The organism is Paenibacillus sp. MZ03-122A, assembly GCF_024213325.1.
GTDB lineage: Bacteria > Bacillota > Bacilli > Paenibacillales > Paenibacillaceae > Paenibacillus > Paenibacillus polymyxa_B.
Genome location: NZ_JANAVI010000004.1, coordinates 165681 through 178565, shown reverse-complemented (window position 1 = coordinate 178565; position 12885 = coordinate 165681). Strand labels below are relative to the sequence as shown.

General features: G+C 45.9%; 9 protein-coding genes. 1 reads left to right on the top strand and 8 read right to left on the bottom strand.

The features are described 5' to 3' along the window. The first annotated feature begins 116 nt into the window (after nt 1–116). Nucleotides 117–2204, top strand: coding sequence for a vWA domain-containing protein (locus NLX74_RS10865; RefSeq protein ID WP_254328714.1), 2088 nt, complete (start codon nt 117–119; stop codon nt 2202–2204). 43 nt (nt 2205–2247) lie between these two features. Here NLX74_RS10865 and NLX74_RS10860 read toward each other — a convergent pair whose 3' ends face one another. The 8 genes from NLX74_RS10860 to pulA all read right to left on the bottom strand — a co-directional run bounded on the left by NLX74_RS10860 (nt 2248) and on the right by pulA (nt 12869). Further along, nucleotides 2248–3159 carry a serine/threonine protein kinase gene (locus tag NLX74_RS10860; protein WP_254328713.1) on the bottom strand — a complete coding sequence of 304 codons (912 nt, stop codon included), beginning with the start codon at nt 3157–3159 and terminating at the stop codon, nt 2248–2250. A gap of 174 nt (nt 3160–3333) precedes the next feature. Then, nucleotides 3334–4587 (bottom strand): L-lactate MFS transporter, encoded by a 1254-nt coding sequence (locus tag NLX74_RS10855; protein WP_235308887.1) that lies wholly within the window; start codon nt 4585–4587, stop codon nt 3334–3336. Nucleotides 4588–4777: 190 nt separating this feature from the next. Next, nucleotides 4778–5542, bottom strand: coding sequence for a LytR/AlgR family response regulator transcription factor (locus NLX74_RS10850; protein WP_254328712.1), 765 nt, complete (start codon nt 5540–5542; stop codon nt 4778–4780). Beyond that, entirely contained in the window at nt 5539–7200 is a 1662-nt protein-coding gene (locus tag NLX74_RS10845) for a sensor histidine kinase (RefSeq protein ID WP_172828267.1), read from the bottom strand. Before NLX74_RS10845 ends, NLX74_RS10850 begins: the two co-directional genes overlap by 4 nt. A gap of 45 nt (nt 7201–7245) precedes the next feature. Next, nucleotides 7246–7494 carry a hypothetical protein gene (locus NLX74_RS10840; RefSeq protein ID WP_039272912.1) on the bottom strand — a complete coding sequence of 83 codons (249 nt, stop codon included), beginning with the start codon at nt 7492–7494 and terminating at the stop codon, nt 7246–7248. Nucleotides 7495–7679: 185 nt separating this feature from the next. Then, nucleotides 7680–9176, bottom strand: coding sequence for a methyl-accepting chemotaxis protein (locus tag NLX74_RS10835; RefSeq protein WP_254328711.1), 1497 nt, complete (start codon nt 9174–9176; stop codon nt 7680–7682). 285 nt (nt 9177–9461) lie between these two features. Then, entirely contained in the window at nt 9462–10103 is a 642-nt protein-coding gene (locus NLX74_RS10830; protein WP_254328710.1) for a 50S ribosomal protein L25, read from the bottom strand. A 231-nt stretch (nt 10104–10334) separates the two neighbouring features. After that, nucleotides 10335–12869, bottom strand: a complete 2535-nt coding sequence (gene pulA / locus NLX74_RS10825) for a type I pullulanase (protein WP_254328709.1) — start codon at nt 12867–12869, stop codon at nt 10335–10337. Nucleotides 12870–12885 lie beyond the last annotated feature (16 nt).

The window sequence follows — 12885 nt, the reverse complement described above, 5'->3', positions numbered from 1 at the left end:
AGAATCAAATTCATGGCTAATGTGAGGGTTATCAGCTATTTTGATCCTTTATCCCTTATATCCCAAGGATTAGGAGAGCTGATCCCCCCACGTTGGCCTCGGCGATGGAGGAGCTTATGTTCAGAATAAGGAAACTAGGGATTATCGTTTTCGTGACTTTTGTACTATTTTTACAAATGAGCCTAAATGGGGTCATTTGCACAGTAAATCAGGCTAATGCAGCATCTTTGGGTGCTGTCCCGATCGAGGGTTATGATGCCGTTTTTGTACTGGATACCAGTTATTCCATGAGGGATACCGATCCTGAAGGCATTGCGGCCGAAGTCATCAATATGTTTATGGATTTGAGTGATGCAGACCGTACGCGCGTCGGATTCGTTGCCTACAATCACCACGTGGTCGCCTCGAAACCACTAACTTCGATTGCCGTGGCAGCGCAAAAATCCCAGATCCAGCAGGAAATCAGAACGCTAAACCGTTCCGGTTATACGGATTTGGGACTTGGGTTGCGTAAAGGCTCGGAGCTGCTAGCGGCAGGAGCATCCCAAGGGCGTCAGCCTTTTATGATTCTGTTGTCTGATGGAGAGACTGATTTTGGTGCCTCCTCTGGTTCACGATCCAAGGGTGACTCCAATAACGATGTGTCCTCTGTCATCAAATCTGCACAGACCAAGGGATATCCGGTGTATACGATTGGTCTGAATCATGATGGCACAGTGAATCGACAAGAACTCGAACGGATCGCTTCTCAAACGGGTGGAGCTTCTTTTATTACGAGTAGTGCCGAGGATCTGCCGGAAATTCTGAACCGTATATTCGCCAGTCAAATTCGTTCCAAGCTCGTCCCAATTGCTGCAATTACGACTACTGGCGAGATGCAAGACTTAACTGTAACTCTACCTGATTCTAGTATGGAGGAAGCCAATTTGGTGCTTTTGTCGGAGCATCCCCTTCTGGAAACACAGCTATATTCCAATTCAGAAAATGTCCGCAGGTACAAGTCGAGCCGCTATGCGATTTTAAAAATCGAGCATCCACAGGCAGGTAAAGTGAAGTTGAAGCTACGGGGCATACGCGGGGATTTGGTGAAAATCAATTTACTTGGCAGCTATCGACTGGAAGCCGAAGCTACCATGGGAGCAAAGCAAGCAACGGCAACTCATGGTGACAAGCCTGTGCAGTTGCTGAAAGGTCAAGCGACACCGTTTCAAGCTCAGCTTCTGTTGCCGGACAATCAAAAGCTTACAGATGAAGCCGTATATACGTCTCTCCAAGCCCATATTGTAGTTACTCCCAAGGGGGGCACAGCCAAAAAGGTGCCTATGACCTATAAGTCAGGAGCCTTTCATACCGAATATGCGTTCCCTCAAACCGGGGATTATACATGGCAGCTATCTCTGGATAGTCCGCAATGGTACCGTAAGGGAATTGTACATAAGGTTCACGCGGCCAATGCAGCACCACAGGTCTTAAAAGACCTGACGATTCACCTGGTAAAAGAAGACGGCGATTCCCGTCGAAGTTTATCAGATTTTATTGTTGACCCCAATCATGACAAGCTGAACTATAAGCTGGATGCAGAAGTCGCTGGGGATACGGTCCATGCTGAGATTAACGGTAATGATCTGCTGCTATCCGAGCTCCACACAGGTGACTCACAGCTGAAGATTACCGCTACCGATCCGGAAGGCACATCCAGCAGCGCTACGCTAACCGTTTCTGTACAATCCCGGTATACAGCCATTAAATGGACGGTAGCCATCAGTGTCGTAGTAGCCGCTCTTCTATATTGGTTCTTGCGGCCGAAGCCGCAGTTTGCCGGAAGAATCGAAGGATATTTTCTCGCTACAGCAAGTGGACAGGAGATTCCGGTAAAATCTTGGCCGCTCACCTCCTTTCCGGGTCGTAAGGTCAGCTTGCAGGAATTGTTCCGTACGCTTGACGTTCACGAACCGTTGCCAGAAGCGGAACGGATCGTATTTTCCGCAGGTAAAAAAGGGAGCCTAATCGTAAAACATGATACACGCTGCGCCTTACAGCATGGAAAGATCAGATTAGCCCGTAACAAAAAAGCGGTCATGGAGTACAGCGACAAGCTGTACATTACATTCGAGGATGGTGTCACTGAAATCGAGCTGCGATACAAAGCGATTAAACCGAATACTTCAGTGTACACCGACCATATCCAAGCTCCGACAGGATAATGTCCGTCACAACGTAAAAAAAGAGAAGCGTCGTCTCTTACGATTAATGAACCGTAAGAGTAGGGCGCTTCCCTTTTTTTATCCAATATTCCGCACGTAGTGCGGCTTTAAACCATCGAAGTGAGCGGCAACGCTTGTTAGCCTGTACCTCCAGACCTCGCCGAATGACATACGGCAGCAGAGAAAGTCCCGTATTTTCAATCTGAATCCGCTCGGAATGATCTGCAAACAATCGGCCCGGCACATCTGGCGGAGGTGTTCCTTTTTGGCAATAATACAGCGTGGCGGCCAAACTATAGATATCCGACACAGGCCCCTGCTGCGAACGATTAGAGTAAAATTCCAGCGGAGAATAGCCCGCCGTGGTGAAGATCGGATGCTCTTTGCCTTCAAAATGCACAGCCGAACCAAAATCAATCAGCTTGATGTTGCCATTTTCCCCAATCATAATGTTGCCCGGCTTAATATCCCGGTGAATAATTCCTTTGTCGTGAATGTACTCCAGGGCATCAATTAAAGGTAGCACCGTGTGGTACAAAAAAGTGGGATCAGATGTTGGCACAGCTTCTTCTTTCATCATTCGATCCAATGTCTTGCCTGCACAGTATTCCATGACCAGATAGGCAGTTCCATTTTCCTCAAAGTGATCTATATAACCGACAATTCCCGGATGACTTAACTCCTTCAACATTTGCCCTTCACGCAAAAAATAATGCATAAACTCTACGTATTTGGATTGCATAGAAGCACCGCAAGTGACCGTTTTTCGATCCATCCCTCGCAAAGCCAGGGCATTCGGAAAAAATTCCTTCACAATGACCTTTTCTCGGTTATCCAACAGCCTTGCCGTATACACGATGGCCAGCTCACTGCGGGACAAGGCGCTTCGAATTTGATATGTATTTCGCAGCTTCGTATTGCGGGCAAGCAGATTCCCGCTTGTATCCACGATCATGACTCGTCCTCCTGTCAGGTTCTTAGCTTATGTTTTTTGTATATATCGGCTTATTACACATCTTTTTATTATACCGTAAAATAGATTATTGGAAAAACAAATAACCTGCCATAATCTCCCTTAGAGAAATGACAGGTCTTTTGGCATTCATCTGGTTCTTTTTTCTCAAATCGTTTAACCCAGTTTCGTTCCAGGCTTCATGCTGCGCACACTGTTCGTATTTTTCTTCCGTTCACTACGCAGTTTGCCTTTGCCTTGTTCTGGAGTGCGAATGGTGAGGGCAATTAGGAACGATACGACACACAGCACAGCAATCGTGGTAAAGGTCGGGATGAATCCACCGAGCAAGGCTGCAATAAATGACCCCGCCAGCGCACCCAGGCCAAAGCCTTGATACACAATACCATAGTTTTTGCTTTGATTTTTCAGACCGAAGAAATCAGCTACAATGGCAGGAAAGACTGTAATGTTGCCGCCGAAGCAAAAAGCAATTCCTGCTACACAGGCAAAAAACAAACCAAAATTCAGCGGTACCAAACTCAGTACTGTAACTGCGACCGCCGTTGTTAATAGAGCACCCGCTACTACTTTCAGACGACCTACTTTATCCGATAGCGCACCCAGTATGATCCGACCCGCCGTGTTGAAAATAGCCACCATAGCGACCGCATTAGCGGCTGTTGCTACATCTAGGCCGGCCATCCGTACGCCGATATCTTTGACGACTCCAATCAGGTAGAGACCACTCATACAAGCGGTAAAGAACATTACGAACAGCAGGTATGCCTGCTTGGTGCGCAGCATTTCTTTAACGGTGTAGTCCCGCTGTACAACTCCATTTTGTACCGAAGGCTTGTTCACGACTACAGCTTCTCTTACCAGGAAGGAACCACCCACAATCATAATCAGCACGATCATTCCCCAATATAAAAACGCTTGCGATACGCCAACGGACTGAATCAAAGAACCATTAATATACTTGAATATAAGACTGCCTGTTCCATATGCCCCGACCGAAATACCGGAAATAAGTCCTTTTTTCTCAGGAAACCATTTAATCAGATTCGACAGTGATGTAATATATGCCGTTCCATCCGCAAAACCTACGACAATGCCCGCCAAAATGTAAAGCAGTGACAGCGAAGTTACCTGCGAACTGAGCATGAGACCGGCTCCTAACACGACACCTGCACACAAAATCAGACGACGTAATCCCCATTTATCCTGTAGTTTGCCTGCGAATAATGTAGCAAACGCCAGTGCAAAACTGGTAATTGAAAATGTAATGGCAACCGAACTGAGGTTCCAGCCAAAGCGGTCCACCAACGGTTGATTAAATAAACTCCATGTGTAAATGGTTCCTAATCCCATCTGGACAATAATTGTTCCAAGTACAACCAGCCAACGGTTTCCGCTGTTTGTTTTCATATAAATCTCCTCTTTTCATTCCGGCTCTACAGCGTCAATTTGTTATCATGATAACCGGGAATCCAGTACGCTTTGCGCCTGTGGAGGAGCAAGTCGGTAAGGATTCTCTCTACATGGATTATTATAACGCTGCATGTCAGCCAGAAATCATTTGAGGAATGAAATGCACATATAGCGGAATGAAGTGCCTTTAAAGCCGCATAATTTGCCGAAATTCCTTGGCCTTGCTGCGGCTCACCGGAATTTCTGCTTCTAGTTCACGCAAACGTAGGAGATACGTATGATTGAACCAAGGTACAATTTCACGGATCTGCGACAGATTAACCGTGTAAGATCGGTGACAGCGGAAAAAGTCCTGCTGCGGCAGCCGGGCATGAAATTCCGAAATGCTCATCGGCATCGTATATTCTTCGTGCCTTGTAAAGACACGGGTCACCTTTTCCTGCGCACACGCATAGTAAATATCGTTTGCATCCGTTACGATGATTTTGTCATTTTTCAGCAGATTAATACGACCTGGCGCAGCAATGGTGCTGGCTTCGGCAGCTCGGGGTTGCGCCGTCTGGACAGGCTCCTGTATTGGAACGTTCTGCTGCTCATAAGCATTTTCCAGCTTACGCAGCATAGATGCGATCCTTTTTTCATCATATGGTTTGAGGATGTAGTCGAACGCCTCCAGTTCAAAAGCCTGCGCCGCATGTTCTTTATAGGCGGTCGTAAAAATAATGTAGGGCTTTTTGGCAAATTTGCTAATGTTCTGTGCCAGTAGCATCCCGTCCAATGAAGGAATGTTAATGTCCAGAAAGATCGCGTCCGTCTTCTGATCTTGCAGAAACCGAAACACATCTAGCCCATCCTCGAAACTATCAGTCACCTCAATGTTGCTATGAGTCTGTATAAGATACTCCAGCTCTTCACGTGCCGGAAGCTCGTCTTCTACAATTATGGCCTTCATGACTTCTCCTTTGGTATGTCAAAATAAACTTCGGTGCCCGGCTCATGCTTTAGAATAATAACTCCCTCGCCGTACATAAGCTTGAGTCGTCTGTGCACATTGTACAAGCCGATCTGTTTAGCCGGAACCCGATCATGATAGAGGTTATCCACAACATCATCCCGTATACCTACCCCGGTATCCGCCACAGAAATACGCACCTTTTCTCCACGATCCTTTACAGAAATAGTTACTGTACCTGACCCCTTTTTCTTGAGGATTCCGTGATTAATCGCATTCTCAACCAGGGGCTGGATAATAAGACTAGGAATACGCACAGACACCTCATCCATTACATATTCTACCTGAAGCCGGTTGCCGAAGCGTGCTTTCTCAATTTCCACGTAATCAGACACCTGCTGAAGCTCTTTATGAATTTCGATCAAATCATCATTCAGCTCCAAATTATAGCGCAGATAGCCCGATAAATTAATGATCAGCTCTCGTGCCTTATCCGGCTTGGTGCGTGTCGTAGAGGCAATGGCGTTCAGCGCGTTAAACAGAAAATGGGGATTAATTTTCGTTTGGAGCGCCTTTAGCTCGGCTTTATTCGCCGCTTCCTTAATTTGCTCCACACGCGACACTTCCATTAACGTGGAAATGATTTGAGACAAGCCAATCGCCATCGTTTGCAACGGATACGTGATTTTATAAGCTTTGCGATAGTAAATCTTCAAGGTTCCAGTTACTTCTCCCCGCTCCTCTAACGGGATAATGAGCAGAGACTGGATTTGCGGTGTTTTATCGTCTGCAATATGGTTGCGAATCGTGATTTTACCGCTGCGGATCGTCGATTTAGTCACATCGCTAATAATCTCATCTCCGATGTGATAACGCTCTTCGCCAAAACCGACATAGGCCAGCACATCTCTGGTATCGGTAATCGCTACCGCGTCTGCCTTGATATCTTCTTTTATGATCGAACAAATGGTATGCAAGGATTCCGCATTAATGGAGCGAAAATAAGGCAACGTTTTGTTGGCAATATCCAATGCCAGCTTGGCCTGTCTGGCCGCGATATTCTCCTTTTCCCCTTCCACACTCTGGATTAATAGAACGATTAAACCGATACTGACTTCTCCGATAATCATCGGTAGACCAATTTTGGAAACGATGTCCACACCAAGGCCATGGGGTTGTGCCATCACCAGAATGAGCAGCATCGTCAATGCTTCGCAGACCATACCTGCGGCGATACCGACCAGCCATCTCTTGGAACGGTTAACCCTGCGGCCGATATATCCTGACACCACACCTGCCAAAATACTCGTAATCAGACACGGAATCGAGGTCACTCCCCCGATATCAATTAGATAACGATGGATCCCTGATACAATACCTGTAACGATCCCAACCCAGGGTCCAAACAAAATACCGCCCGCCATAATTGCAATGATTCGAACGTTAACCAGCGAACCTTCGACTTCAATCCCGGTGTACGTACCGAACAGTGCAAACATGCAAAAAATCAACGTTAGTAAGGTTAGCTCTGCCGGGGAATGACTGTTCTTTTGCAAGGTTTCCTTAAATCGTGGGATACGTGTAATAAAAAACAAACAAATCAGTAACAACGCTGCGCGCTCAAATAGCTGCATCAGCATTTCCAACAAGGCGTTCACCTGCGTTCCTCCCAAATAAAAACGGATATGCCTACATAGGTTGTGTTATCGTGTACGTCGTTCATACACACCATACCCAAGTATCATCAAGCCACATACGAATAAAATAATAACAAATATATTGTCAACAAAACTCGGCATATCAGGTTCTGACATAGAGATGCCCGAACTATTTAATTTAACAGGTACGGAATTCGCAGCCCATTGAATGACCGATATAAAGCGCTCCATCGTATAAATCACTCCGCTACCCAACAGGCTCAACACGCCGATCAACAAATATTTAAGCTCCATAAGAATTTATTCCTCCTTAATTACAAAGCATTTAAACTGCCACAAATTATACCATCAACTTCCATCTAATTATAGCGTCTAGAATCCCCTCTTCATTTCCCTTCTTCAAACGCAGTAAAAAACCGGAGAGTACCGCTTGATAGCGATAATCCCCGGATCTCTAGTCCGATAATGAAGTATTTCGGTTATTTGCTTTTGCTGATTTCGGTAGGAATGTTGTCCTCCTTCTGATCATATACCAGTTCTTTTAACTGGATAATCAACGTCTCCAGCTCATTAAACCCGGTCACCATATTGGAGGTTATATTTCGTTGTTCCTCTACTCCAGCCAAAATTTGCTCTGACGCTGCACTCGCTTGTTCTGTAACGCTTGAAAACTCCTCCATCTCTTGAACGACCTGAGATGAGAATTGCTGCATACTATTCGTACTGGCTTCCACCTCCACGGCCTGCAGCAGCACTTTATTGGCATTTTGCAGGATATCCTCCAGTACAATTTCGGTCGAATGGGCCGATTCCATACTCTGCTGTAGTCTTTGCTGTCCCATGTCAAATTGGCTTACGACAGAATCCATCTGAGTTCTCAGTTGGGTCAAAATACCTTCCATTGCCACCGAGGTATTCCCTACCATTTCAGCCAAATTACGCACTTCGCCAGCCACGATGGCAAACCCTTTTCCATGCTCTCCCGCTCTGGCGGCCTCAATGGATGCATTCAAGGACAGCAAATTAGTTTGTTTCGAGATTTGAGTAATATCTTTGAGCATGGCAGACATATTATCACTTTGTGTTTTAAACTCGTCCAATTCTTCTTTGGTACGACTCATAACCAGACCCAAATCCTTAATTTGAGACGTTAATGCAAGCAGTTGACTGATCCCTCTGCTCCCGGCACTTTTCGTATCTTCGGAGAGCTGCTTCAATTCTCGTGAATGATCGGCAACCTCGCGCACGTGCTGGTCAGACTGAGCCAAGTTATCCGTTACCTCAGTGATATTCGAAGCTTGCATTTCTACCCCTTTGGCAACCTCCTGAAACCCGATGGCGACTTCATTCGTCACGCTGCCCGTAGCATCCACTTGATTTCTGAATCGTTCTGTGAAGCTATGCAATCCAGCTACAGCCTGTCTCACTTGTTCAAACAAAAATTCAATACGTTGCCTTGTGGCATCCATATCTTTATTTTGCTCTTCCGTTTTCTTAAACTGCTTTTGATTTAACACCGATACCACTAACAATAGCAAACCAATCAGTAAAACAATAATAAACTCGTGCACATAACGCAAAGGACCGGTAGCCGGAGGAGTTGCTGGCGTACCGATGGTAATTTGTATAAAAATATTACACAGATTTAAGACCATTGCTATCAAAAAATATCGGTAAGATGGGTAGAGCAACAACAATGAACAAATAAAGATCGTAGTCATTGCCTCCACGCTAGATAAGTTTACAAATATACATATTAATACGCTATACAACGTAATAATCCAAGGAATAAGGCGGATTCCTTTCTTTTTCATATTCAGAATCGTCAAAACTGCGGCGACTACAAATCCTACACCACTAGACATCCACACCGATGGATTAGATAATGCCGGGATGGTGCTGCTCAAGGTCATAATCCAAAAAATAATGATCACCAATTTGTTTCTTTGCCACAACAATTCATTTGTTCTGTCCATGATTGTGTACGCGCTCCTTAGATATATATTAGGTATTTATAAAATAAAAATGTAAATGCCATACTATATATATCGTCATATCAGAACGCGTATTGAATGAAAATCGTACGAACACCACATTCCCTTTTAAACACCAAATCACAACAGGACAACTTTTTAAAGAGAAAGAGTATGTAAGTGTAAAAAAATGAATGCAAAAAAATCGCCCCCTGGCAGGGAGCGATTTTGAATACCTTTTTGATGATCTTCTGCAATTGAAAAAGATTCATAAGCCAACTGAAAACATTAGGATTCCTTGTTTTCGGAAGCCTCTTCAGCGCCTTCAGTTGCCGCTGCATCACCTTCCACAGCAGCATTTTCTACTTCAACTGCACGCGGAACGATAATAGAAGCAAGCAGTTCTTCTTCAGGGACGTGCAGTGTTACTCCTTTAGGGAGCTTCAAGTCGCTAGCGCTCAGCTTGTCGCCAACATCCAGTGCGGATACATCCACGTCAATGGTAGATGGTAAATCAGCAGGAAGGCCTTCGACTTCAACTTCCGTTTCCTGAACTTGCAGAATACCGCCTGTTTTTGTACCTACAGGTGTACCCTGATAATCAATAGAAACACGCACGCGAAGCGGTTTGTTTTTGGCAATTTTCAAAAAATCGGCATGCAGCCATTGGTTGTCACGCTGTTGATAATCTTTAATAATAACCGGAATGGTTTCTCCACCTTCTACAGTGAGGTTGAACACCTCTGAACGTCCGGTTTTGACTACTTTATTAAATTCCTTGGCATCGACATGTACAGGGGTTCCTTCAAGCTCAGAGCCGTAAACCACAGCTGGAATCCGTCCTTTTAACCTCAATTCACGAATAGCCGAACCCTTCTTCTCTGTTCTCGGCTGGGCGGTCAGTTGAATACTTCCTCCATTAGAACTCATGATATACAACCTCCTTCAGGTTACCTTACAAATGATTTTCCTCCAAGAATCTTGCCTGTTTACCAGTCGTACTACAGGATATAAGCCAGCAAGCTGGCAAAACTAAACAAGTCCATAATTCTATTTTACCCCTTTTTTCTGAAACTGACACACGTTTACATAAAAAAATAGCATTTCTCGAAATAATCGAAAAATGCTACTTTCGTATATATAGCGACCAAGCATACAAGTCTATCCGGCCCGATTATCATTTACCAGTAGCAAATATTCTTCTCTGCCACTATGAATCAATACCTGCATCACAGACTGGTTTAGGTCTATATCAATATAGCGATCTGCCTCAACATCCTTGGCATCCCAGTGATTAAGCCGGACAATGTAGCCAATTCGCTGTATATCAGGAGACACCTGAATACGCGCTATTGCACGACCGTCATCCAAATCACGAAATTCGACATGTCCGTCGCGGTGCCCAGTTCCCCATACCCATACGTTCCAGCCAGTGTATTGTCGATCTGCACGCTCGTAGATCAGTTCAATCGTGCGAAATGGAGCGATTTCCCTATCGTTTCCAAGCGGCACATCTGTCAACGCCATGGCTGTACCTGCAATTTCTTGATCTGTTCCCTCATCCGAGTCTTCCAATTCGTTCTCCGCCTGACGATTAACCTGATCTTGTTCAGTCAAAAAGGAGACTCCTGCAGGTTCTTCCTGATCATATAACACCATCATCGACCAGCGCGATACAGTCACACGATGGCCTACCACTTCATACCGTGTCTCATTACCAGCCCCGTGTGCGTCCACGACCACATGCCAACGATCCGATTCCGCAGGCAATAATATCGTTTGCTCTGTATCCGAGCCGTTATAAATCACCACAATATGATTCCAGGCATCGCCGTTAGCATGGTGCCTCAAAGCAAAAGCCACCACATGCCCACTGCTTTGCAGCATTTCCATATGCTGCTCCACCAACTCACGATGGTCCATTCGGAATGCCGGGTGGTTGCGCCGCAATGCAATTAAACCTTGGTAGTAATCAAACACTGGGCGAAACCTCGCCTTGTTATGCCAATGGATGGCATTCACCACATCTGAGCTTCGGTAGCTATTATGGTCTCCATATTTGGAGCGCAGCAGTTCATCCCCTGCATGAATAAAAGGAATGCCTTGCGATGTGAGTACCATACCGTTAGCCAACAGGGACTTGCGTACGGTTTCGTTCTCTAGCAAGTTATCTTCATCCAGTTCCCAATACGGGTCTGCTTCGGCAACAGCTTGTTCCGGTGTCCTCCCATCCTGTGGCTTCCCCTGCTCCCATTGTGGAAAACGACAGTGCTCCCGCAAATGTCTTACCGTCAAAATTTTATCCCACAGATTGAGATTATCGTGGGCAGTTACATAATTGACGGTCTCCGATGGCTGAGCTGTGAAATCATGAATAGCCCCAAAAGCACCTTTGAGCACCTGTTCTTCCTGATGTTCTGCCCCCGTGGCAAACCCGCTCCCAGTACCGTCGCTATCTCCCTTAATAGCAGAACGGTAGTTGTCGTTAAAAACGGCAAAGCCTTTGTCGCGTTGCGTTCCTTTTAGCGTAAGCAAGGGTTGCGGAGATTCTCCTCCCGTCCAAGGCTCACCATAGATCAGCAGATCGGGACGCACTTCAGAGCGAAGCTCCTGGGTAAGCTGCTCTACGGTCGGTGTATCCATCAGCCCCATCAGATCAAATCGAAAGCCGTCTATATGATATTCCTCTGCCCAATAGCATAGTGAATCCTTGATATACTTGCGCACCATCGGACGTTCGGTTGCCACCTCATTACCTACACCTGATCCATTGGTGAGCTGCCCTTGCTCATCCGTGCGGTAATAATATCCAGGTACAACAGGCTCAAATGGCCCCTGTTCCACCGAATAAGTATGGTTGTACACGACGTCCATAATGACACCGATGCCGGCAGTATGCAAAGACTGTACCAACAGTTTCAGCTCTCGTATGCGTGTCTCTGGATCAGCCGGATTGGAAGAATAAGACCCCTCCGGCACATTATAATGCTGCGGATCATAGCCCCAGTTATATTCAGTTTCTAATTCTGCAAAGTCATTCACCGTATGAAAATCAGCCACTGGAAGCAAATGAACATGTGTAATGCCCAGCTCCAGCAGATGATCCAGCCCGATGCTGTTCCCCTCAGTATCCTTCAATCCCGTATACGTAAAGGCCTCAAACCGTCCCTGAGCAGCAGATAAGTCTTTTTCCCCCCTATTAAAATGGGTATCCATCGAAAAATCACGCACATGAAGCTCATAGAGAATGGCATCTGTCGGTCGCTTAAGGGTAGGCCCCGCATCCAATTCCCATCCTTCCGGGTTGGTTTGAGCCAAATCAATGATCGCTGTACGCTGCCCGTTGGCTGATACCCCTGTGGCATATGGATCGGCAGCATAATGAATGGTGTTGTCCGCCCACTCCAGCCTGTACATGTAATAATATTTGTTCCAGTCCCCTTCCAGCTCTATAGACCATACACCTTGATCACCACGGCTCATGAGAAATTCCTGACCACCGCTGTGCTCCTGAACGTTCCCCTCCTGATCGTACACCCCCGCATCGTTATACAACGCTATATGGACCTGCTGCGCAGTCGGTGCCCATACCTTAAACTTGCTGCCCGCAGGCGTATAAGTAAGACCCAAATCATAACCTTCATATATGGGATATGTTGTGTGCTCAAGCTCATTGAGCTGATTGAAATCTGACATTCCTGTTCACCACCCA

Excerpts from the sequence above, each read along its gene's own strand:
- NLX74_RS10865 (WP_254328714.1), top strand. The coding sequence starts at position 117 with ATGTTCAGAATAAGGAAACTAGGGATTATCGTTTTCGTGACTTTTGTA.
- NLX74_RS10860 (WP_254328713.1), bottom strand. The coding sequence starts at position 3,159 with ATGATCGTGGATACAAGCGGGAATCTGCTTGCCCGCAATACGAAGCTG.
- NLX74_RS10855 (WP_235308887.1), bottom strand. The coding sequence starts at position 4,587 with ATGAAAACAAACAGCGGAAACCGTTGGCTGGTTGTACTTGGAACAATT.
- NLX74_RS10850 (WP_254328712.1), bottom strand. The coding sequence starts at position 5,542 with ATGAAGGCCATAATTGTAGAAGACGAGCTTCCGGCACGTGAAGAGCTG.
- NLX74_RS10840 (WP_039272912.1), bottom strand. The coding sequence starts at position 7,494 with ATGGAGCTTAAATATTTGTTGATCGGCGTGTTGAGCCTGTTGGGTAGC.
- NLX74_RS10835 (WP_254328711.1), bottom strand. The coding sequence starts at position 9,176 with ATGGACAGAACAAATGAATTGTTGTGGCAAAGAAACAAATTGGTGATC.
- NLX74_RS10830 (WP_254328710.1), bottom strand. The coding sequence starts at position 10,103 with ATGAGTTCTAATGGAGGAAGTATTCAACTGACCGCCCAGCCGAGAACA.
- pulA (WP_254328709.1), bottom strand. The coding sequence starts at position 12,869 with ATGTCAGATTTCAATCAGCTCAATGAGCTTGAGCACACAACATATCCC.